The sequence below is a fragment of the Paenibacillus sp. FSL K6-0276 genome, assembly GCF_037977235.1.
GTDB lineage: Bacteria > Bacillota > Bacilli > Paenibacillales > Paenibacillaceae > Paenibacillus_AQ.
Genome location: NZ_CP150276.1, coordinates 1781695 through 1806027, shown reverse-complemented (window position 1 = coordinate 1806027; position 24333 = coordinate 1781695). Strand labels below are relative to the sequence as shown.

19 protein-coding genes are annotated in these 24333 nt (G+C 43.7%); 1 reads left to right on the top strand and 18 read right to left on the bottom strand.

Annotated features, from left to right (window positions below):
* Positions 1-27: 27 nt before the first annotated feature.
* The 4 genes from MHH52_RS08230 to MHH52_RS08215 all read right to left on the bottom strand — a co-directional run bounded on the left by MHH52_RS08230 (position 28) and on the right by MHH52_RS08215 (position 6025).
* Positions 28-2766, bottom strand: a complete 2739-nt coding sequence (locus tag MHH52_RS08230; RefSeq protein ID WP_340007835.1) for a cellobiose phosphorylase — start codon at positions 2764-2766, stop codon at positions 28-30.
* A gap of 29 nt (positions 2767-2795) precedes the next feature.
* Positions 2796-3632 (bottom strand): carbohydrate ABC transporter permease, encoded by an 837-nt coding sequence (locus MHH52_RS08225; RefSeq protein WP_313638506.1) that lies wholly within the window; start codon positions 3630-3632, stop codon positions 2796-2798.
* Positions 3632-4525, bottom strand: a complete 894-nt coding sequence (locus MHH52_RS08220) for a sugar ABC transporter permease (protein ID WP_340009546.1) — start codon at positions 4523-4525, stop codon at positions 3632-3634. Before MHH52_RS08220 ends, MHH52_RS08225 begins: the two co-directional genes overlap by 1 nt.
* A 126-nt stretch (positions 4526-4651) precedes the next feature.
* Complete coding sequence (locus tag MHH52_RS08215; protein ID WP_313638505.1) at positions 4652-6025, bottom strand: extracellular solute-binding protein; 1374 nt, start codon at positions 6023-6025, stop codon at positions 4652-4654.
* A gap of 375 nt (positions 6026-6400) precedes the next feature.
* Between MHH52_RS08215 and MHH52_RS08210 the strand changes: the two genes are divergently transcribed.
* Positions 6401-7435 carry a LacI family DNA-binding transcriptional regulator gene (locus MHH52_RS08210; protein WP_340007832.1) on the top strand — a complete coding sequence of 345 codons (1035 nt, stop codon included), beginning with the start codon at positions 6401-6403 and terminating at the stop codon, positions 7433-7435.
* Between the two features lie 257 nt (positions 7436-7692).
* On the opposite strand, the gene glnA is transcribed toward MHH52_RS08210, so the two are convergent.
* The 14 genes from glnA to MHH52_RS08140 all read right to left on the bottom strand — a co-directional run bounded on the left by glnA (position 7693) and on the right by MHH52_RS08140 (position 24321).
* Complete coding sequence (gene glnA / locus MHH52_RS08205; RefSeq protein WP_340007830.1) at positions 7693-9117, bottom strand: type I glutamate--ammonia ligase; 1425 nt, start codon at positions 9115-9117, stop codon at positions 7693-7695.
* Positions 9118-9400: 283 nt separating this feature from the next.
* Positions 9401-10447, bottom strand: coding sequence for a 3-deoxy-7-phosphoheptulonate synthase (gene aroF / locus MHH52_RS08200; protein WP_340007828.1), 1047 nt, complete (start codon positions 10445-10447; stop codon positions 9401-9403).
* A gap of 254 nt (positions 10448-10701) precedes the next feature.
* Positions 10702-11658 (bottom strand): 4-hydroxy-3-methylbut-2-enyl diphosphate reductase, encoded by a 957-nt coding sequence (locus MHH52_RS08195; protein WP_340007827.1) that lies wholly within the window; start codon positions 11656-11658, stop codon positions 10702-10704.
* A 60-nt stretch (positions 11659-11718) separates the two neighbouring features.
* Positions 11719-13167 (bottom strand): HAMP domain-containing sensor histidine kinase, encoded by a 1449-nt coding sequence (locus tag MHH52_RS08190; RefSeq protein WP_313638500.1) that lies wholly within the window; start codon positions 13165-13167, stop codon positions 11719-11721.
* A gap of 1 nt (position 13168) precedes the next feature.
* Positions 13169-13858 carry a response regulator transcription factor gene (locus MHH52_RS08185; protein ID WP_340007826.1) on the bottom strand — a complete coding sequence of 230 codons (690 nt, stop codon included), beginning with the start codon at positions 13856-13858 and terminating at the stop codon, positions 13169-13171.
* Between the two features lie 106 nt (positions 13859-13964).
* The gene (locus tag MHH52_RS08180; protein ID WP_340007824.1) at positions 13965-15641 is read right to left on the bottom strand and encodes a trypsin-like peptidase domain-containing protein; all 1677 of its coding nucleotides are present in this window, start codon (positions 15639-15641) and stop codon (positions 13965-13967) included.
* Positions 15642-16496: 855 nt separating this feature from the next.
* Positions 16497-17150: a response regulator transcription factor gene (locus MHH52_RS08175; RefSeq protein ID WP_042186223.1), complete on the bottom strand. Its 654-nt coding sequence runs from the start codon at positions 17148-17150 to the stop codon at positions 16497-16499.
* A gap of 3 nt (positions 17151-17153) precedes the next feature.
* The gene (locus tag MHH52_RS08170) at positions 17154-18230 is read right to left on the bottom strand and encodes a HAMP domain-containing sensor histidine kinase (RefSeq protein ID WP_340007822.1); all 1077 of its coding nucleotides are present in this window, start codon (positions 18228-18230) and stop codon (positions 17154-17156) included.
* Positions 18231-19307: a cell wall-active antibiotics response protein LiaF gene (liaF, locus tag MHH52_RS08165; RefSeq protein WP_340007820.1), complete on the bottom strand. Its 1077-nt coding sequence runs from the start codon at positions 19305-19307 to the stop codon at positions 18231-18233.
* A 239-nt stretch (positions 19308-19546) separates the two neighbouring features.
* On the bottom strand, positions 19547-19690 hold the full coding sequence (locus MHH52_RS08160; RefSeq protein WP_156114753.1) for a hypothetical protein: 144 nt from the start codon (positions 19688-19690) through the stop codon (positions 19547-19549).
* 176 nt (positions 19691-19866) lie between these two features.
* Complete coding sequence (locus tag MHH52_RS08155; protein ID WP_340007818.1) at positions 19867-20727, bottom strand: 3D domain-containing protein; 861 nt, start codon at positions 20725-20727, stop codon at positions 19867-19869.
* Between the two features lie 136 nt (positions 20728-20863).
* The gene (thrS, locus tag MHH52_RS08150; RefSeq protein WP_340007815.1) at positions 20864-22801 is read right to left on the bottom strand and encodes a threonine--tRNA ligase; all 1938 of its coding nucleotides are present in this window, start codon (positions 22799-22801) and stop codon (positions 20864-20866) included.
* 495 nt (positions 22802-23296) lie between these two features.
* Positions 23297-23467, bottom strand: a complete 171-nt coding sequence (locus tag MHH52_RS08145; protein WP_042125648.1) for a toxin-antitoxin system HicB family antitoxin — start codon at positions 23465-23467, stop codon at positions 23297-23299.
* A gap of 11 nt (positions 23468-23478) precedes the next feature.
* Positions 23479-24321: an SPFH domain-containing protein gene (locus MHH52_RS08140; protein ID WP_313638493.1), complete on the bottom strand. Its 843-nt coding sequence runs from the start codon at positions 24319-24321 to the stop codon at positions 23479-23481.
* Positions 24322-24333: the final 12 nt, after the last annotated feature.

Below are 24333 nucleotides of genomic sequence, written 5' to 3'. Positions count from 1 at the left end.
GACGTTTTTAATAAAATCTTGTTACGATTACGCCAGAGTCACTTCAATCACGTGAAGCTTCTCTGTCTGCAGAGCGAGCAGCTCTTCACGTGGAATAATCGCACTTCCTGAGCCACGCTGCAGCGTCACCTCGATGCCGTTCATAGTAACTGAGTGTATTTGGTACTCTCCATAATTAAGGCTTCCTGTGGCTTTATAGACCACCTCAAACTCGCGATCCGCAAAAATAGTCTTAATCGAAGCTTTGCCTTCAGAATCAAATTGTTCTTTTACCAGCTTAGGTTCTAGCAACAGATCGCCCAGCTCGCCCTTCACACCAAACACTTCAGTGACCATGGTTAGCAACAGCCAGCTTGCCGAGCCTGTTAGATACGTATACATTCCTCTGCCTTGCTCGTTAATATATTCAGGAATACCTGGGTAGATACGTGCTTTTGCGAAGTCTGTACTCAAGCTGTAAAGAGATTCGAGGACTTTATGACCTTCTTTTACATAACCACGTTTATACAACGCATTTCCATACATGATGGTCATGTGACTGAACATTGCCCCATTTTCTTTATGACCAAAGGCAAAGCCGAAAGCACGACCCAGATTCTGCTGAATCCCACCGAAACGGGAATTAAGTCTGTAGCCAATTTTGTCATCTAGTAGATTACGATCTACTGCAGCAATAATGTGTGGAATTTGCTCCGGAGCCGCTGCATGACCCATAAGCGGGAATACTTGACCCGTAAGCGTCATACGAACACCTTCAGGAAATTCTCCCTCTACCTGTTCACCATCATTATTATAATAACCGTTAAACCAGCCATCGCCGTGTTCACTCTGTACCCACTCGTTATTTCGCAAATGGTTGAATATCCATTCCGCTTTTTGCTCCAGATCGTCTGCTACTTTATCAATATCCAGAGATACACGAACTCCGCTCACCTTATTCGGTGCGGCAGCATAATAACGATCTAGTCTCTCATGTTTGCCTGATACAGAACTGTAATCCACACGCTCGTTAAGAGTATCTAGCAGCTGCTGCATTTCCTCTGCCAATTCAACAGTTTCCTGACCTTTAGATGTCTTCAGAGTACGCAACATCCGAGAAATATCTAATAGATTGCTAGCATAGAAAGATGTAAAAGCTACACTTTCTCCTCGATCTGCACCCATATCAAGACCATCATTCCAGTCCGCGCCTTCGAGCAGAATATTATTATGTTCTCCTACATTAAAGAACGGAACTAGATTTTGCAGCAAAATATGTTCCAGAATTGTACCTTTGTAGATTTCCCCGGAAGCAGTTCTCAGATCACTACCTGCTGCGGAATCCCAAGTATTATCTCGTTCCTTACAGCGACTCATAAAAGTATCCCGGAAATAAGTCTGTTCTTGCAACAAGAAATCAAGATCACCACTCTGATCCAGATAGAGCATTGTTGTTAAGAACGGCCATGCCCCATGATCCATCCATACACGAGGAATATTGTTACGGTCTGCGATAAATTCGCCTGCTTGTTGACCGATAATGGTTGCGTTACTGCCATCAATTCTCACTCCAGCGTAATTGTTCAAGAGCAAGCTGCGAACTTCAGCTGGTTCCATAATGAGCAGCGCCAAACAATCTTGCCAAAGATCTCGCCAGCCACGTCCACCTCTTCCGTAATCATGATACGGCAAGAAGGAGTTACCATAGAGTCTTCTTAGTACCGGTTGGATAGTTACCCATTTCATCCATTGATCTACATCCGAATCGCCGGTATGAAATTCAACCATATTCACTTTATCTGCCCAGAAGGCTTTAGTTTCCTCTAGCAGATGATCAAAAGCTTCAGATGTACCATATTTGCCCATCATCGCTTCAACGTTAATTCTATCACTATCAATCGCCATAACTACGACATAAGAATGGCTTTCACCAGAAGACAAGGTAATTGGAGCAAATCGAAGGCCACCAACTGCTTCATAACCCTCTTTTTCCACGCCTCCACCTTTACCAATCTCCGGAGTAGTATTCAGGATAACTGCTTCAGGCCAATCGAGGCTTCCACCTTCACCGATGAATTCCTCTTGAATAGGGAAGAAACCAGCTGGTTGACTACCGTCACCTTCCGCACCAAATACACCATAAGAAGTATGATTAATGCGATGACCACGCTCATCAAAAGAAAGTGCAGGTTGAACCTCAACACCATAAGATGAAGTGTAAATCCGGTTCAACAGGGAGGTTACATGTCTGTGATCCCGCAGATCATCTGCCGAACGGGCATACAATGGAACTACGGCTGTCGGCGTCAGAGTAAGCTCCTCTGTTCCCGTGTTCGTCAACGTAACTTTCATAAGTTCTACCTTATCGTTACCGCTAGGTACGAAGCTGGTAATCTCAGCTTTGACACCCATCTCTGAGTTGCTGCGAGTAACCCGATGCCATAGGAATCCAGCCTCGAGTACTGCATCATCAGCAGATGGGGTGTAGAACGCTGCATTTTGCTTAGCAGAGTTTCCAGCTGCAGACCAAGCACCTTTACCTTCGACGTATACCCAGAAGTTGCGAGAAGCCCGCGAATTATGCAAATCTTCAACAGATAATGGCGGTGTCAGAAATGTATTATGACCTGTGGTTGCCTGTCCATGAAGCTTTGGAGTTACTGTTGACATCATTCCCCCTTCATTCACTAGAGGAAAATATAGAAAACTACTGCGATCCGGTTGCTGAAGCCTGAACTCCCCATCGTTTCCGGTGAATTCGAAGCCATGAATTTTATTACGGTCCATTGTCTCCATCCTCTCATTTACACAACTACTTAAGCTTTAACCGCACCTGCCAATGCACCGTCAACGATATACTTTTGAATGAAGGTGTATAGGATAATAAGCGGTGTAGATACGATCATGATACCGCACGCCAACATAGGCCAGTTGTTCCCGTATTGACCGCGGAATTCTTTAAGCCCGAAGGTGATTGGATAGTTTTCTGGACTCGGTAAATACATGACCGGCCCGACGAAGTCATTCCAGATGCTGATTGCTGTTAGAATTACACCCGTAGCAATTACCGGTTTCATAAGTGGCATGATGATTTGGAACAAATAACGCATATATCCAGCGCCATCCATCCCTGCTGCTTCATCCATCTCCCGGCTAATTCCTTTAATGTAACCTACAAACATCATGAACACGATACCCGTTCCACCTGTTTTAAGCAGAATGTAACCCAGTTTCGTATCGTAACCCACAAATCCTAGCTCCTGTTTCATGGTAAGCATCAGTTTGAACTGTGCAACCATCGGATTCGGCAAGAACTGCGACATCAAGAAGAACAAATAAATTAACCCGCTCCACTTCACATAATTTCTCGCTACCGGAAAAGCTCCGAATAACGAAACGATTAGTGTTAGCACTGTTGCTACGCCTGTGTACAGCAAACTGTTAATGAAATAATTAGAGAAATTACCTTTTAACCAAGCTTCCTTGTAGTTATCCCATTGAATACTTTTCACAAGTCCGATCGGGTCTAGCAAGTAATCTGAAAAAGACTTGAACGAAATGTTTATTACAAACAATAGCGGCATGACATACAAAACAAGCAACACTGCAATCAGAATATAGGAGAGAGTTTTGGCGGTTTTGGAATCTTTCATTAATACTCCACCTCTCTCTTACGCATTTGTTTAACTGCAAATACAACGAAGACTAGAATCATAAGGAACTGCACCACTGAAAGCGCGGATGGAAGTCCCATCTGTAGAGAACCACGGAACGTCTCTTTATACACGTCATAAGCCATCGTTCTTGTGTTAAAGCGACCGTCCGTAGTTGCGAGAATAATATCAAAGGTGGACATCGCACCGATAATGGACAAAATAATATTAATGGTGAACGATGGAGCAATAAGTGGGAACGTTATGTTCTTAAAGGATTGCCACTTCGTAGTTCCATCAATATACCCAGCCTCATACAGATCTCTCGGTACGGATTGAAGTCCTGCAAGGAAAATGAGCATCGAGTAGCCCATGTACATCCAAATTTGCGTAAATATAATATAACCAAACGCATGGGTGAAGCTTCCAAAGAACATATCTTTATAACCGAACAATGAATCATACAATTGATTTACAGGACCACTAAGCGGATCGAACATCAAGCCCCATACCAGTGCAACTACCGATACACCGAGCACAACCGGCAAAAAGAAAACTGCGCGATAAAAATAATCGCCTTTCAGCTTCTGATTGATAACTACGGCCATAAGGAGACCGACACCGTTCTGTACAATTGTAACAATGACCATGAAATAAACAGTTCGTATAATGGAATCCCAACGTTCGCCTGAATTTCCGGAGAAAAATACATCATAATAATTATCAAGACCTACGAAATTCAACTTGCTTCCAGGAACATTAGTGATATCTGTAAATGAATAGATGACCGTCATCATAGAGGGTCCAAAATAAAAAATAACGTACAACGATAATGGAATCATAAGCAGCAGAAGCGGTAAATATCGTTTAAAACCTTTCCCGAACGGATACATTTCTCTCACCTACCCAATCCTAATTCAATAAAATAATCGGGGCCTGCACAAAACAGACCCCGAAGTTGTAGAACATGTTGGTGTACAGTATGTTTTAGATGCTTTTTTATTTATTGGGATGTCTACTTATTTAGGAGCCGCAGCTTCCCATTCTTTTTGTTGTACATCTGCAAGCTCTTTAGCGGTTTTAAACTCGCCGCCTGGTGCCAAATACTCAGTGTGTACGCCTTCAGCAGCAATGTGTTCGCCGACGTTATCACGGTTAATCATCATAATTTCATAAGCTAGCTCAAAGTCTCCAGTCATGTAAGGAGCAAGCTCTTTGTCGATAAAGTCACTTTCAGTTGCAATGTTGTCTTGCGTAGGCAAGAAGCCTGCAGCTTTAACGTATTCTGTGTAGTTTTCTGGTTCAGAGAAGAATTCCAGCCATTTCAAAGCGCCTTCTTTGTTCTGACCTTTTTCTGCTGCATACCAAGTTACATCGTATTTACCTACAAGCGAATTGTTTTTAGCAGCGTCTTCAGTTGCTGGAATTGGGAAGTATCCGAATTTCAGATCTGGATTTGCTGCAGCAATCGTAGGCGCATCCCAAGTTCCGTCAGCGATCATAGCTGCCTTACCTGTTGCGAAGTACGATGGTGCTGTTGCATAGTCAATCCCCAAGAAACCGTCGATGATGTAGTTATCTTGAAGCGTCTTCATTTTCTCCAATACTTCTACAGCCTCAGCATCGTTGAACGCTGAAGTACCTTTCCATACGCCTTCAATCCATTTTTGTTGGTCGCCGCCCCCTAGAATCTTAGACTGCAAACCGAACACTGGCAGTTTCAAAGGCCATACGTCTTTACCAGCCACAACGATTGGCACGATGCTCTTGGATTTCAGAGTATCAAGAAGACTAATGAACTCCGTCCATGTAGTTGGTACAGTCAAACCGTTTTCTTCAAACATTTCTTTATTATAGAAGAAACCTGACATTGCAACTTTACCGGTTGGGATCGCATACACTTTATCGTTGTAAGTACCCGCTTTAGCAATATCATTTGCATTATAGTTTTTAACGAAAGCTTCGTTGCTCAGATCAGCAATCAAACCGGAATCAATCCATTGTTGCCAGTCTGGCACTTTCGCACCTGGTGTCCAATCTTTCGGAGACAATCTCATACCGGAAAGATCGGCAAGGACGTCCACGTCGCCAGCTGTAATTCTTGCTCTTTGTGCTTGTTTAAATTCATCATCCGGACCTGTCGTTGTGTACTCAATCTTGTATTCTGGATATTTCTCTTCAAACTTCTTATTAATGTCTGTAATGACTTTGTTAATGTTCTCTTGTTTCCAGTGCAAGATCTTAATCACTTTCTTGTCACCAGATGCAGGCTTGTTTGTTCCGTTCCCCGGAGCATTTGTAGCCTCACCATTCGTGTTGTTGCCGCTTCCACATGCTGCTAATGAGAGCACTAAAGCTGAGCTCAACAATACCGCAGAAAGCTTCTTTACCATTTTTGTTACCCCCCAGATAATTTGGTATGACCTTTAACGAAACCTTATGTAAGTTCCTAAATTTCCGAAACACAAACAACGTTATTACAGAAAGCGGTTTCGTTGTTTTTATTATTACATCGTTATTTGTCTTTGTAAAGTCTTTTTTTATTCTTTGTCTTCGAACTATTTTTGAACTATTTTCACTAAAAACCCTTTGATATCAAGAATAATTCTGTTGATTGGAAAAACATCTCATTGACTATCTACCTATATGATTATAAAATTATCAACGAAAACGTTTCGTAATCCATACTTAAAAGTCACAAAAAACAGACTCAAATACGCTTTTATCATATATTCAGGGAGTGTTTTTCATTATAAGGGGGACTTATTTTGGCTTATAACATCAAAGACATTGCGAAAATCGCCGGAGTTTCTGTTTCGACAGTATCTAAAATCATAAATAACTACAGTGATATTTCGGAAGACACCAAGACAAGAGTACAACAAATCATAAAGGAAACGGGATACACCCCCTCCAATTCAGCTAAAACATTAGCTACAAAATCATCCAATCTAATTGGTGTTATTTTTGCCGGAATGCTGAATGTTGACTTTACCCATCCTTTTTTCGTCGAAGTCCTAAACTCATTCAAAAAACAAATGGGGCTGCTAGGTTACGATCTTATCTTTTTCTCTAACGAGAAATTTAAAAGTGGCGATACTAATGATTATCTTGCCCGCTGTCAGCATTTTAATGTTGATGGCTGCCTACTTCTATCCGGACAAGAGTTAGAAACCTCCATTAGTGAATTAGATAACAGTTCCATTCCTTGCATCGGCGTAGATCTAAAACTGTCCGGCGACAATTCTGGATATATCATGTCTGATAATTTCAAGATGTCTTCCAAGGTAGTAGAACACTTTTACTTACTAGGTTATCGGGAACTTGGTTACATCGGCAGTTCCTCGGAGTCAGACATCTCCAATATGCGTGAAAGCGGTTTCCGCAAAGCGCTTGAAGATTTAGGGCTGCCGATCAACAAAAACTGGTTCTTAAACGGGAGCAATTTCTTTGAAGCCAGCGGTTATGAGACCATGCGTAGAATGATTGCGAATGGAAATTTACCCAGAGCGATCTTCGCGGCTTCTGATCAGCTAGCGATCGGGGCAATGCGTGCCCTTAAGGAATCTTCTATTGCTGTCCCTGAGACCGTAGCGATTATTGGATGTGATGATATCGAGGCCTGCAATTACACAACACCATTGTTGACTACTATTAGACAAAATAAAGATAAGATCGGCCGACTAGCAGCCTTAATGCTGTACGACCTTATTAATAACCAGTCAGGTACCAGTTTATTTAGCGTGGAGCCAGAGCTCATTATAAGAGAATCCTGTGGCGCTTCTGAGCGGGGTTTAGTTTAGACCCCTCAATATATATTAAAGTAGTGACAAGGCTCAGAATATTTAACTATAGAAGCAAAAAACGAGAACATCCTTAGCCATATTAATGGCTAGGGACACCCTCGTTTGTTTGTAGTAGACTTATTGTGGTGCTTTGAGATGGCCACTACGAGAACGCCTACTTACATCCTACATCGACACAAAAGGTGTTCCAAAAGCCATTTGCATGGCTTTTGGAACACCTTTATTTGTTTAAGCTTTATATTATTTAAGCAATCTTACAGGTCGAAGTACAGAGAATATTCATGTGGATGAACACGAATCGCAACCTCTTGAGCTTCGGAACGCTTCAGAGCAATATAGTTATCGATGAAGTCCTTAGTAAATACGTCGCCTTCAGTAAGGAACTCGTAATCAGCTTCCAGAGAATCAAGCGCTTCGCCCAGGCTGCTTGGAACGCTGCGAATCTTTTCTTTGTCTGCATCTGACAATTCGTAGATGTTCTTGTCCAGAGGACCATAACCCAGTTCTTGTGGGTTGATTTTGTTCTTGATTCCATCCAGACCTGCCATCAACATTGCGGAGAATGCCAAGTAAGGGTTAGCCGTGGAATCCGGTGTGCGGAACTCGATACGACAGCCTTTTGGTGTCACAGCTGCTACTGGGATACGAACTGCTGCAGAACGATTTCCTTTGGAGTATACCAAGTTAACCGGTGCTTCGTAACCAGGAACCAAACGTTTAAATGAGTTGGTGCTTGGGTTGGTCAAAGCGATCAAAGCAGGAGCATGGTACAAAATACCACCGATATAGTGAAGGGCCATTTCGCTCAAGTTAGCGTATGCGCCTTTTTCGTAGAACAAAGGAGTGTCTCCGTCAAAGATCGACTGGTGTACGTGCATTCCGCTACCATTATCGCCGAACAGCGGTTTTGGCATGAAAGTTGCTACCTTGCCGTACTGACGTGCAGTGTTTTGTACAATATATTTATAAGTCATGAGATTATCAGCGGTTTTCTTCAATGTATCAAAACGGAAGTTGATTTCCGCTTGGCCTGCAGTTGCTACTTCGTGGTGATGACGTTCAATACGCAGTCCCACTTCAGCAAGCAGACGACACATTTCACTACGGATATCCTGTTGGGAATCCACAGGTGCTACAGGTACATATCCACCTTTAACGCCAACTTTAAATGCAAGGTTGCCACCATCTTCTTTACGACCCGTATTCCAAGCTGCTTCTTCAGAATCTACGAAGAATGAGGAACTGTTCATGCCGCTCTCGTAACGAACATCGTCAAAGATAAAGAATTCAGACTCAGGTGCGAAGAATGCTGATGTACCTACTCCGCTCTTTTGGAGGAATTCTTCTGCTTTCACAGCAATACCGCGAGGATCGCGCTCATAGCGTTCGCCATCAGGAGTGAAAATGTCGCACATAACGTTCAGCGTTGGATGAGCTGTAAATGGATCGATGAACACACTGTTCGGATCAGGCATCATAACCATGTCTGATTCTTCAATACCACGGAACCCTTTGATGGAAGAACCGTCAAATGCTACCCCATTTACAAAAGTTTCATCTTCCACTTCAGAAGCAGGCAGAGAAATGTGGTGGGCACGACCACCTAAATCTACGAATCGAAAATCTACCCACTCGATATTGTTTTCTTTAATTGTTTGTAACACTTTTTCAACCGACATGAATTTTTCCTCCCCCAAGTTCCGAACATTAAGCCCCTCACAGTATGCAAATGTTCTTGTTTTATTTTTATTTGCTGTCGTCATTATAAATCTCAAACCTAACATCGTCAATGCTTATGTCAGGTATTTCTTTCAGCGATGTAAGATATTCTAACGCTTTCGTGAAATCCGTTATTTTTGTTAATACACATGCCATCTTGAACTCATCCAACAACAAAGAAGCCCTACTATCCCGCTATATCACGGGTTAATAGGACTTCCAAGATAGTTATAAGGTTAAATATTATAGCGCCGGAACTGTATCTGGCGAAGTTGAAAACTTACGTCCAACGATCGGAGCCAGCTTCTCAAGATCCTTAAGTAGATTATCGAACTGCTCAGGGAATAACGATTGAACACCATCACCAGTCATGGAATTGTCCGGATCTGTGTGCATTTCGATGATTAGACCATTTGCGCCCGCAGCAACCGAAGCTTTGGCCATAGGTTCAACTAATTCACGACGTCCAGTGCCGTGACTTGGGTCAGAGATTACTGGAAGGTGACTTAAGCTCTGTAGAACCGGAATAGCCGATAGATCCAGCGTATTGCGAGTATAAGTCTCAAATGTACGAATACCGCGCTCACAGAGCATTACATCCTTATTTCCGCCTGCCAAAATGTACTCTGCTGCATTAAGTAATTCATCATAGGTCGCACTGAAGCCACGTTTAAGAAGGACAGGTCTACCGCATGTACCCAGTTTACGCAGCAAGTCAAAGTTCTGCATGTTCCGTGTGCCCACCTGAAGGATATCAGCATGCTCTGCACAAATATCCACATACTCCGGTGTCATAACCTCAGTAATGGTCAACAGGCCATGACGCTTTCCTGCTTCAGCCATCATAGTCAAACCTTCCACACCTACACCTTGGAAGCTGTATGGACCTGTACGGGGCTTAAACGCACCTCCACGCAGTACCTGAGCACCTGAAGCTTTAACTAGCCGAGCAATCTCATCGATCTGTTCTGGAGACTCAACGGCACAAGGTCCGCCCATAATCACCAGATTCTCTCCACCGATCTTTACACCCTTGATATCAATAATGGTATCCTCTGGATGGAAATCACGGCTAGCTAACTTATAGGATTTGGAGATCTTCACGACGTTCTCCACACCCTTCATTTGCTGCAAATGTTCTGCAAGCTTAGGAGTGACACTTCCTACTAAACCGATAACCGTGTGATCTGCACCTTTGGAGAGATGTACCTGCAAGCCCTCTCTTTCGATAACTGCAATAATATTTTTAACCTGCTCTTCTGGAGTTTGATTTGATGTAATGACGATCATTTTAATAACTTCCTCTCTACACTTAAAATTTATAATGTTTTCGCTGAATACCCTCTCGCTACGACACGTGTTTGCTTTTATGCTTTTATGCTTTTAATCGATAAAGCGATTTTATCCCAGAAATCTATTATCGTCAATCATATTTCATGATTAATTAGATGAAACCGCTTTTTCTAAATAGAAAAGCGCTTAACCTCGATAGACGAGGTTAAGCGCTCTTTTCAGCTCAATTATATAAGTCCGCTTACAGCGCATTAAGTAGTACTTGCGCTCTTATTCTTAACAGGAGGAAGTAGTTTCGCCATATTCACTGTACGCTTGATCTCCCATGTTTCGGGATTCTCGGAATCGTACTGCTCCAAATAATTAATGACTTCTTTGGTAATCGGTGTAGGTGTAGATGCGCCAGAAGTAACCCCGACAATATTCACACCCTTCAGCCAGTCTGTGTTAAGTTCTGACACATCAGAAATCCGATGAGCAGAAACACCTGCAATTTCTTCCGACACCTGTGCCAGACGATTAGAGTTGTTGCTACGTGGATCGCCAACGACAATCACTAGATCACATTGGCCCGCCTGTTCCGCTACAGCCTCTTGACGCACCTGAGTAGCCATGCATATCTCATTATGCACTTCAGCACCTGGGAAGGTCTCAAGAAGCTTTTTCATAATATGTTTAATATCCCACTGGCTCATAGTGGTCTGATTCGTAATTACAATCCGTGAAGAAGGGATGGATAAGGTTGCAATCTCATCTTCTTTTTCAATTAAATGCACATGCTCTGGCGCAATGCCGACAGCACCTTCCGGTTCCGGATGGCCTTTCTTGCCGATATAAATAACCTCATAGCCATCATCGACTTTCTCCTGAATGAGATCATGCGTCTTTGTCACATCAGGACAGGTAGCATCAACCGTAGTCAATCCCTTATCCCTTGCCATCTTACGCACCTCAGGTGAAACTCCGTGAGCAGTGAATATAACGGTTCCACTGTCTACTTTATCGAGAATATCCTGACGGTTATGACCGTCCAAGGTAATAATGCCATCGTCCTCAAACGAATTCGTGACATGACTATTATGAACAATCATGCCCAGTATATAAATCGGCCGGGGAAGATCGAGATTTTGCGCAGCCTGCCGTGCCATTACCATAGCATCGACTACTCCGTAACAATATCCCCGGGGAGAAATTTTAATGACTTCCATGACTTCACCAGCTTTCTGCTTTCGTTGACTTCTGTAATAGGACACTCTTTAAATTATACCCTATTCCAGCGGCGGAGCAAAGAGAAGTGGCAACCAGATCACAAAAGTGGTTCCCTCGCCTTGGCGTGTAACAACCTCCACAGACCCACCATGTTCGTCAATAATCCACTTAGCAATGGATAAGCCAAGCCCAATCCCTTCCGTAATTCCACGTGATTCATCTGCACGATAGAAACGGTCGAAAATATATGGAACCTCATCTTTATCCATACCAATACCCGTATCGGTGATCCGAATACCCACTTGATTCTGATAGAAGATGGTATCTAAACTTACCTCGCCGGAAGGCGTGTATTTAAAAGCATTATCAATAAAAATAAACAGCATTTGTTGTAAATAATCTTTATTGCCAACAACATATTTTCCATTTAAAACGGACATATCCCCTGTAACCCACTCCGCTTGACGAGGTAGGAATGATGCCCGACGCGCAATCTCAGTCATCATTGGTTCCAGTGCCACTGGTTCTATCTCGAAGGTACGCCCTGTATCTGCGCGTGCCAGAGAGAGCATATCCGATACCAGACGACTCATCCGCTTAGACTCGTCCGCGATATCCTTCACCGATTCCATCGAGAGCTGGCGAATATCAGCCTCACTCATTTTCCCTTCGCCCGGCTCCATCTCCCATACTTTTTGCAGTAGATCGATATTCCCACGAATGGTCGTTAGCGGAGTCCGCAGCTCATGTGATGCATCGGAAACGAATCGACGCTGTGCCGCATAAGAATCCTCAAGCTCTGTATAGAACCCTTCCATACGCCCAAGCATGTTATTGACAGTCTCAATGAGACGGCCTATTTCGTCCGGTGGTCCATCATATTCAATTCTGGAGCTAAGGTCATTTCCTGTTTGAATACCATTTGCAGCCTCAATGACATTTCCAATGGGACTCATCGCTTTACGGGCTAGGAACAAACCAAAGGTAAACGCCGCAATCAAGGTGGCAAAAGATCCGACGAGCAATATATTTTTCAAACGCTCCAAGAGCTTATTCTGTTCACCCACATAGGCAGCAACTTGTAATACAGCAACAGGATTATTATTAAAATGCTCGAGTTCGATAGGCATCTCGTAGATCAAAAACTGATTACCGTCTACAACAACATTACGAAATCCTTTTACAATTTTATCTTTAGCAGGATAATCAAACTGTAAGCCAAAGTTAATCATGTTTGTCGATTGCGACAAACTATTGCTGCCATACGTATAAATCTGTGTATACATATTGGAGTTTTCAGGACGTCTAACTCCGCCAAGCTTCAACTCTCCGTTGTAGACATCGTAACTAAACAAGGGTTTCGTCTGCTCAGCTTGCACTTTTAGACGATCTTTCAAGTCACCATACGTATTAAAATAGACAAAACCGTAAATTGCGGCTGATAAGGCCAGCAGCATAACGGCCAAAATCCCTGAATACCAAGCAGTCAGCCGCAATCTTATAGACATGTTAGTTGTCACCTCTTAGAATGTAACCGGCACCCCGGATCGTTTGAATGAGGCGTTTACCGCCATGCTCCTCCGTCTTTTGGCGTAGCATAGCTATGTATACCTCAAGTACATTAGATTCACCGCTGTAATCATAACCCCATATTTTATCCATGATCAGATCCCGCGAAAGCACACGTTTCGGATTCTGCATAAAGAGATGCAGCAGCTCGAATTCCTTCGCCGTCAGCTCCAGTCTCTTGCCGGCGCGTGTCACTTCACGTGAATCCACATCCAAGGTTATATCCTCGTAAGAAACCGCTTTCTCACTACCTCCACTTTGTTCACTCTTACGCCGAAGCAATGCACGTACCCGAGCAAGTAATTCTTCCAGTGCAAATGGTTTCACTAGATAATCATCCGCACCCAGATCAAGACCTTTCACACGATGCTCAATTTCATCCTTGGCTGTAAGCATTAGAACAGGCACATTACTGCCCCCTTCTCGCAAACGACGACATACTTCAAATCCATCTACCTGAGGCATCATCACATCCAAAATCACCACATCCGGATCACTGCTCAAGATTGCCCGTAAACCATCAGCTCCATTCACCGCTGTCTTTACATCGTAGCCTTCAAAAGCTAACCCTCGGCGCAGCATGGAGATAATTTTTTCATCATCATCAATAATAAGAATATTCGGTCGCATCAAGCAGCCCCCATTGTTCATTTCTATTTATTTATATTGTAGCAGTCACACCATGATTAGACAAAAACGGAAGGGTTGCCCCTTCCGCGTAAATCACCGTCCGGTATTATCGTTGCTGACTTTGCCCAGTAGTCGTTGTATCAAAATCATTTTTGTTGCCGATTGTAACGGAAAGATCCATGTTTTTACCATCGCGCACAACATTCAGTGTTACTTTGTCACCGACTTTTAACGTTTGAATGAAAGCGATCAGATCTTGGTTTGTTGCATGTTTTGTTCCATTTGCACCTGTAATGATATCGTAAGGGCGCAGGTCAGCGGCATATGCTGGCGATTTAAAGATAATATCTGCAACTACAGAACCCTCTTTAATATCAGTGCCCATTTGCTTAGCTACTTCATCTGTAATCGTCATAAGCGTTGCACCAATGAATGGAACTGGTTCTTTTGGAATCGCTTGGTTCGCTTCTAGTTTATCTACAACTTCTTTAATCGTATTTACAGCGATAGCGAAGCCTATACCTTGGGAATCTGTGCTAACGGCTACGTTCATACCGATTACCTGTCCATTCATATTGAGCAGTGGACCACCGGAATTACCAGGGTTGATAGAAGCGTCAGTTTGCAGTAGGTTTTTGTAGTTGCGTGTTCCACTGCCATCTTCTTCGTTAATATCGATGCTGCGTCCTTTTGCACTTAGAACACCAGAAGTTACTGTATGGTCGAAGCCTTGTGGGTTACCGATAGCAACCACTTCTGAACCTACTTTCAGACTATCCGAATCCCCAAGTGCTACTGTAGGGAAGTCCTTGTCTCCTTCAATCTTCAGCACTGCCAAATCCAGATCTTTGCTAGAGCCTAGCAATTTTGCTTCATATGGTTTGGTAACGCCATCTACTGTAACTTGGATTACATCGGCATTTTCTATAACGTGTTGGTTGGTCAAAATATATCCTGATTTTTCATAAATAAAGCCTGTTCCTATACCCTGAGGGATGAGCTGTGATGACGAATCTGAACCTGACTTAGAATCCTGCTCATTTTGTGAAGAACCACTTCCACCATATTGATCTCCGAAGAAAAATTGAGAGAACGGATCACTCAGGTTCGGTCTGGTTGAACTTCCATTACGCGAACCCATTTTTACTAGCGTCTCAATCTTGACGACCGCTGGTCCAACCGCATCAACTACACCCGTCACATCACGAGATCCTTTCACCAATGATGTAGTAGTAGTATTCGGTGTAGTATTAGCACTCTCATTCGTTGTCTTCGCCGTTCCATTCGATCCTGAGCTCGCAATAGTTGCTGCGTCCCCTGTGAACCAGTTGCCTCGATCTGCCATGAACATAGAACCTGAGAGAACGACCATACCCGCTAGGAAAGAAATCAATACTGTTTTCACTGAGCTTTTTGGCTTTTTATTAAATTGCCAGCCACCGCCACCCTCAGATCCGCCTCCGCCGCCTCCGCCGTTTCCACCTCGTCCACCGCCATTACCATCATAGCCAGTATTGCGAAGTGAAGTGTTATATGGCAGTGGTTTTACGGGCTGTGGAGGTGTAATCTCGACCCGCTCCGGCTCCATCCGGTTGTAATGCTGAGCACTTCCGTCTACGTTACTTTCATCTTTGTTCAAAGATTTAAAAGGTCCGTAAGAATAGTAGTATGATGATCCTGATTCGGATGACTGATTATTATTGCTATTATGGTTATTATTGTCCCAATCCCGATCTGGTGCTGGTCCATTGTCACGATTAAAGTTGTTTTTGTTATCGTCCATGTTTATTTACCTCCTGCATCCTGTCGCCTGACAAGGATTAATTTGTTTTCTTGTTTCTTATTTTGTACTTTAAACCTTAACGTCACATTAAAAACAATTTAAGCGGAGATAAAAGATATAGGCGGATATGGCGGGACTGGGTTTCAGGCGGGACACCGCTGTTAGGCGGGATTGGGTTTCAGGCTACACCGCTCTTGAAATCATGTTCCTTTGAATTGACCCTGCGGGTGGAACATGATTTCAAAGGCGGACGTAAACTTTTTGCTCTGATACCCAATCCCTAGGCAGGGAAGTAAAAAAAGAAGCTCGGGCGCGGAAAACGTCGCGGCCCGAACTTCCAACATAAAAGACAAACAACAAAAGACAAAAGACAAAAGACAAAAGACAAAAGACAAAAGACAAAAGACAAAAGACAAAAGACAAAAAAACAATAAACAAAAAATGAAAAATCAACAATCTACAAACGCCAAACAACAAACAACAAACAACAAACAACAAACAACAAACAACAAACTGGAAGAATATAAAAAAATTCAGCTTGCTCCGCAATAAACGTATGGACACCGCAGCGAGAGAAGTCAAACAACTTTATTATAGGGAAAACCTCCCTATAATTAGCCGAATTTCACAAGAAATCAAGAATTAATAGGAATATCTCCCTATAATTCTCTGTAATATATCCGTTTATGAGAAAAATGAAGGATTTAGACGGAGGATTTCCCTTTAATCCTTTGGACAAGTGCAAAACTCAAATTAATAAGGAGGATTTCCGTATAACCTACTTTAAAAATCAATAACCTATTACCTTTAAGCACCGATAGTCTACCGTAATGCATCATAAACCAAACCCTAACCCTAACCCTGAGCCCAACCCTTCCGATGAGCATAAATAGCCAACTGGGTACGGTCATCCAGCTCGCATTTCATCAGCAGGTTGCTGACATGCGTCTTCACCGTTTTGATGCTGATATGTAGCTCCTCGCCGATATCCTTATTGGTCTTGCCCTCGGCAATGAGTAGCAAGACCTCCTTCTCACGCTCCGTCAAACCGGAGGAATCGCCTTGCACGGTACGTTGGCGAATGCCACGTGTTAGCGCTTGTGATACGTCACCAGTCATGACTGGCATTCCACGGAATGCACCTTGCAATGCGTAGATCAGCTCTTCTGCTGATACAGTTTTGAGCACGTAGCTGACTGCTCCAGCTTCTATAGCGTCCACGACGAGGTCATCCTCAAGGAAGCTCGTCAAGATAACGATTTTGAGACCAGGAAATTCTGACAGCACTGCACGAGTAGTCTCCACACCATTCATCACAGGCATCATCAGATCCATTAGCACGAGATCGGGTAAGCCTTCATGTCCACCAGCACGGAGCATCTCCAACGCTTCCTGTCCATTCGCTGCTTCTCCTATAACCTCAAACGTCGGCTCCAGCATCAGATATGTTTTGAGACCCATCCGTACCATATCATGATCATCTACGAGCAACACTCTTATGACACTCATACTCTATTCCTCCTCGTCCTGTGTATCTGTTCCTAGCACACTCTTTTTCTCTAACTCAGAGTTCCCTTGAACAAACTTAGGGATATGTACGCGTATGGTCGTTCCCGCACCCTTACGGCTAATAATCTCCACTTGTCCGCCCAGTTTCTCCGCACGTTCGCGCATAGTGGTGAGACCGTACGAACCCTGTTTTTGCTGTATATGTTCAAAGCCTTGACCGTCATCACTAATACTCAGCACAACCTGTCTTGACCCTTCACGCAGCGATAGACTTACCAGTCTAGCTTCAGCATGCTTCACAATATTCGCCATAGCCTCCTGAATAATCAAGAATAACTGATGTTCAATTGCCTCAGATAATTCTCCTTGTAGCTCAAGCTCCTTCATTCCTTTTAAACCGTTCTGGCGACAATAGTCAGGGAACCATTTTTCCAGAGCTTCGAATAGATTCCTGCCTTCCAGCTCCACTGGTCGCAACTGTGCAATGAGCGCTCTCATCTGCTTTTGTGCCATCTGTGACATTGCAATTAACTGATCCATTACCAATTGACCTTGAGCTTCATTGACCTTCAGCACTTTAGGCAGCGAAGAAGCCGACATGTGGATGGCAAAAAGCTGTTGGCTCACCGTATCATGCAAATCCCGGGCCATTCGCCTTCTTTCCTCCAACACCGCACTCTCCGCTGCCTGTTCCTTCTCAATAACCTCTTGTTCACCCAATCGCTGCAGAAGCTGCATCTTGTTCTCGACCGTATCCATCATGACATTAAATTCGTGATACACTCTCGCAAAAGACTGGTCGTCACTCTCTGGCATCCGCACAGAAAGATTTCCTTTTGCCACCTGCAGCATGTTCAGATCCAGATGATCAATCCGGCGCTGAATCCGCTTGCCTGCCATATAGCCAATAATTACGGTGAATAACACGATACCAATACACAGATACAGCCACATGCGATAATCTTCAACTTCGATGTAACCAAGGCAGGCGCCCGCATACATTAACCCAGCACTTACTCCTCCACTGAGCAAAAAATAGAGCGTCAATAACCATTTGGTATTACTTATGATCGTCCCCATCTAACCCACCGTTTTAACTTTAATGTCACCTATAAAAGCACTTACGTTAATGCGAACTTTTTTGCCGGCTTCTTTATAATAAGGCGTCTTACATTGAACACTGCTCATAAATCCACTGCGTGATTGATCTAGTACTTCCATATCGCCGATAAAAGAACTGCTGTTCACTGAGATGCCAAGATCCATATCATTTGGAATGTACACCTTGATGTCACCTATAAAAGCGGAGATATTAATTTTAGTCTCTCCATAAGCAATTTGTGCATTCGTCAGATCCAAGACAGTATCGCCGATAAACTGCGAGACATTCGTATTCTTCAGTTGGAAATGCTCGCGACCCATGTGGACATCCCCGATAAAAGCAGAGCGATTGGTCGACTCTTTGTTACTCCCTGACTCATGGAACTCCTCATGCCATTCCCCATGTCTTCTAGCGTGACGCTCATGACGTTCCTGACGTCTGCGCTCATGGCGCTCCTGTTTCTCCTGCCAACGTGATTCAGCGGTGGACTTAAAAGCTCCAGTTTCGTCCTCATCCTCTTCTTCATCTTTTTGAAGATTAATCTTCCAGTCTCGTTGACCGGAAGGTTTGCCGAATTTCTGCTCGAATTGCTCATCTAGTGTGGAATCCAGCGGTTTTGGCGGTTCCACGTCCAGTGAGCTTTTTCCTGAAGGAAAGTAGTCAGGCTGTGTCGGTGGAGTTGGTGGCACAGGTGGAACTGAACCTCGCGGTTTAAAAATCACATAAAGTCCGCCGCCAATCAACATGACTGGAATGAACATTTTGAAAAATTCCCCTGCTGAAATATCGAACCAGTCCAAATTCCGTCCAAGGAAGAACACTCCGATCGCCAGAAAGAAAAAACCACCAATAGGTGAAGACCCGCCCTTTGAGTGTTCGTCTCCTGTACCCAGAAGTCGCTTCATCCCCATTAATATCAAGACAACAGGCCAATAGTTTGAGATCACATAACCTAAGCTGAAATCGGTGTAACCCAATTGTCTGAGTAGAAACATGGCTCCAATCCCTATCAGGATCAGACCGCCAAAAATCTGACTAGTGAACCTTCTTTTCATATTCCATTTCCCCTTTAAATTAGTGGAACGCTCTCTTCTTCAATCTTATAGCCTTAGTCTACAGGAATTAGTCACTTATAAACAGCGGCGAGAGAAGGAACTTCCACTCAGTCTCTAGACGGAGACGTATGGGATAATATTCAATATACTACTATATATATGAAAAAAAGACTGTCCCTCAGTTATAAACTGATCTGGGACAGTCTCTTTATTCAGCATTCTTCTGCTTCAGTATCGCATTATTGTTGCGGTTTCTGAGCTGGTTTAGAAGTATTTCCACTTTGCTTAGTAGTGCCGTCATTCTCAACAGCAAACTCAGCATTGTATTTTTCATTCGGTGTTTTGTAATTTTCTTGAACTTTAGATTTTTTATTATTGGCCACGGAATTCACCTCCCTTATCCCTTATGCAGCATAGATAATGCTTACTAAGAGAACATCTCGGATGAGGCTAATGCTCTGCCCCAGTCCGTATTATGGCAAGGTGATGTCACTATTATGCATGACCAAGTGAAAATAAGTTCAATCCACCAAATTCATTGAAATACTTACCCTAAATCTTAAATGGATTCTTCCAGCAGGGATTGCGGTACAGCATTATAAGTCTCAATCGCCTGGCTGAGCTTCTTCAGCATGACTTCCGTACATGTACCGTTGCCACGCTTAATGAGCTGAACTACAACTGATTTTTTGCCCCATTCCTTATACACCTGTTTCGTAGTAGCAAAATACAGATCAATCTTCCGTCCTTTAATGGCAGATCCTGTATCCGCAACTATGCCGTAACCATAGCCAGGTATATAAAGTATACTCCCTAACGGTATTACTTTAGGGTCAGCAGCAATGGTCGAGACTGTATTCTTATCTCTACGTACTTTCACACCTGAATAGGTGATTCCGTATTCGGGATGTTTAGATGTTTTACCTGTAGATTCATAACCCGCAGTATAACCCGTCGCCATCACTTTCATTGAAGTAATAATCTGGTCAGCAGCTGGCGCAGCTACAGGAACAGAATTCGGTGATTTTGAAGAACCAGTGCCCCCGTTCCCTTTGGTGGTTGGAGCTTTGATGGCAGGAGTTTTGGTGCTCTGTGGTGACTTTGTAGCTGCTGGTTTATTTTTTGTTGTCGCAGGTATTACAGGTGAGCTTGCATGTGACTCGTTAAACAATATTGTGGCGCGGCCTGTTGTAAGAATAGCTTGTTGATCTTTGGTTCTCATTGAACCAGAGTTAGCCTGGGTATGTTGCACCTCATTCGAAAGCGTTTTGCTAATGTCGGTACGCTGTAATGTGTCTCCTGTCCCATTAGCCACAACTGCTTGATGCTTTGATTCAGGAATGATACCTGCAGCAGTCAACAGTAGAACTATTGTGACGAAAAGACACCAAAACCTCTGAAATATGCCCATTTTGTTCATGTGATAAACCTCCCCCTTATTAGCGAAGGTTTCCCGATTCACAAAATTTTATACATAAAGATCAATTTTTGATCCTCATGGGCATATGACAGAGGTCGTTATTAGACGTAATTTCGGTGTTGATTATTACAAGTAATTAGGAGATTACACGGTCTGCAATTTCCTGAGCCAGTAGCTCAATGACTTCTTGAAGCGGCTTAGCTCCAATATCGCCTTCCCCACGTTTACGGATGGAAACTGTCTCAGCATTCATCTCATTCTCGCCGACTACGAACATGTATGGCATTTTCTCCAGCTGAGCTTCACGAATCTTATAGCCAAGTTTCTCATTGCGCAGATCTGCCTCAGCTGAGATGCCACGGCGACGCAACTTGTCCGTAACTTCCTTAGCATAATCGTCGAAGGCAGTAGATACAGGAATAACTTTAACCTGCTGTGGTGAAAGCCAGAGTGGCAGTGATCCTGCAAAATTCTCTAACAAGAAAGCAACAAAGCGCTCCATTGTTCCCAAAATACCGCGGTGTAGAACAACTGGACGGTGCTTCTGACCATCATCGCCGATATATTCTAGTTCAAAGCGTTCAGGCAGCAAGAAGTCGATCTGTACTGTGGAAAGAGTCTCTTCTTTACCTAATACAGTTTTGATCTGTACATCCAGCTTAGGACCGTAGAATGCAGCTTCGCCTTCTGCTTCGTAGAATGGCAGACCCGCTTCCTCTACAACCTCACGCAGCATACGCTGTGCAGTTTCCCACATTTCGTCATTAGCGTAATATTTCTCAGTATCCTTAGGATCACGATAGGACAACCGGAAACGATAGTCATTAATGCCAAAGTCACTGTATACCTGTTTAATCAGCTCAATTACACGAATGAACTCGCTTTTAATTTGGTCCAGGCGGCAGAAAATATGTGAGTCATTAAGAGTCATTGAACGTACACGGTGTAAGCCAGTCAATGCTCCCGACATTTCATAACGGTGCTGGATACCAAGCTCAGCAATACGGATCGGGAGATCACGGTAGCTGTGCATGGAGCTCTTATAAATCATCATGTGATGCGGGCAGTTCATAGGACGAAGAACGAATTCCTCATTATCAATAGTCATTTTAGGGAACATGTCTTCTTGATAGTGCTCCCAGTGTCCAGAAGTTTTATAAAGCTCAACATTACCAAGAACCGGAGTATATACATGCTGGTATCCGAGACTTGCTTCCAGATCCACGATGTAACGTTCTAGAATACTGCGCAGTTTGGCACCCTTAGGCAACCAGATTGGCAAGCCTTGGCCTACCAATTGATTAAATGTGAAGATTTCAAGCTCTTTACCCAGCTTACGGTGATCGCGTTTCTTCGCTTCTTCTAGCAGGCGAAGATGCTCATCGAGCTGCGCTTTTTTGATCCAAGCGGTACCGTATACGCGTTGAAGCATTTTATTCTTGCTGTCGCCGCGCCAGTAAGCACCCGCTACATTCATCAATTTAAAGACTTTGATCTTGGAAGTCGACGGCACGTGTGGTCCACGGCACAAGTCGAAGAATTCGCCTTGTTCATAGATCGTAATCACACTATCTTCAGGCAACGCTTCAATCAGTTCAAGCTTGTAAGGATCGCCTAGCTCACCGAATATTTCCAGCGCTTCCTTGCGACTAACTTCCTTACGTACGATTGGAAGGTTCTCAGAGATAATGCGATCCATTTCCTTTTCGATCTTTAACAAATCTTCTGGATTAAGCGGATGCTCCAAATCCATATCGTAGTAGAAGCCATCTTCGATAACCGGACCTACACCAAGCTTAACTTCCTTCGTTCCGTACAAACGTCTTACAGCTTGTGCCATCAAGTGGGCAGTACTGTGACGTATAACTTCCAAGCCTTCAGCCGAATCCAAAGTTACGATCTCTATCAATGCGCCTTCCTCAAGCGGAGTAGACAGATCCACGACAATACCGTTTAATTTCCCTGCTACCGCGTTTTTGCGAAGTCCACTACTAATAGAAGCCGCTACATCATCAATATTACTACCTTCTGCGTATTCCCGAACGGAGCCGTCCGGAAGTTTAATACTTACCATTCAAATTCCTCCTTCATATCGTTAAGCCAAGCGGCCATATTAAATTTTGCGGAACGGAAATATCCACGCATACAAAAAACGCCCGTCCCGCAAAGGGACGAGCGATTGCACCCGTGGTTCCACCCAAATTCGATTCTCTCAATCCGCTCTTAAAACAGAGTTGAGACAGAATCCTTCGTAAGCATGGAATAACGACCATGAACCGGCGGTTCTTACTATCCCATTTCAGGGAATTCATAACCGCAGCTACAAAGGGGTAAATCGATAGTAGATACCGGAGGAAATTACAGCCAATGTTCCCTCTCTCTGAACGGTCCAGAACAATCAATTCATATCTTTGTCAATGCTGTTAACGTGAATTATGGAGTAATTATAAATCTGTCCTCTCTGACAGTCAAGTCTGTAGAGGGGGCAAAGTTTTGTAAACCCCGGTAGCAGTCACCTACACGGATAGTTCTGCATCCAAGAAATAACGCTAGAACTGTCCTTAACAGGTTACTCTTCTCGGCGTTTCCTTTCAGGTAAGCGGCCTGCACGTTTCAAAGACTCACGCAGCAAGTATTCGATATGTCCGTTTACACTGCGAAATTCCTCTCCCGCCCAACGTTCCAACGCCTCATGCAGATCCGGATCGATCCGCAATGGAAAGCTTTTCTTGGCCGCCATGATGCACCGCCTTAATACAACGAGCCGGCGTTGATGACCGGACTCGCTCCGCGCTCCGACACGATCGCCACCATCAGATTATTGATCATCGCCGCTTTACGTTCCTCGTCAAGTTCCACAACGCCGCTCTCTTTAAGCTGTTTAATCGCCATATCGACCATGCCAACTGCACCTTCTACAATGATTTGACGAGCAGACAGAATGGCAGATGCTTGCTGCCGCTGCAACATTGTGCTGGCAATCTCTGTTGAATAAGCCAAGTGTGTAAGCCGGGCTTCAATGACTTCTACACCAGATAAGGACAAGCGATCTTGGAGCTCAGTCGCTAACTCTTTAGCAATTTCATCTGCATTGGCACGCAGGGACATGCCAGATTCATTGAAGTTATCATAAGGGTATTTGCTAGCTACATGACGCAGCGCTGTTTCACTCTGAATCTCTACAAAAGCCATATATTTATCTACATCAAAAAGGGCTTTAGCGGAGTTAATCACCTTGAAGACGATAACTGCAGCAATTTCAATCGGATTACCTTCGACATCATTGACCTTGAGCTTCACACTGTTAAAGTTACGAACTCGTAGGGAAACCGTCTTGCGTACGCTAAACGGAATGACTGCGAATAATCCACTCGTAGTAATAGTCCCTACATATTTGCCGAAAAAGGTGACTACAACTGACTGATTGGGTTGTACAACCGTTATACTCGTACATAGCACCGCCGCTACAACGAACAGAATGACCGATACTGCAACATACTCCTGAACAGCACCATAGATTCCACCACCCAAACAAACTGCAATCAATGCAATAACCCAAAATCCGCTGACAGGACGAAGCGTCTTCTCCTTCATAAAAAAGCACCT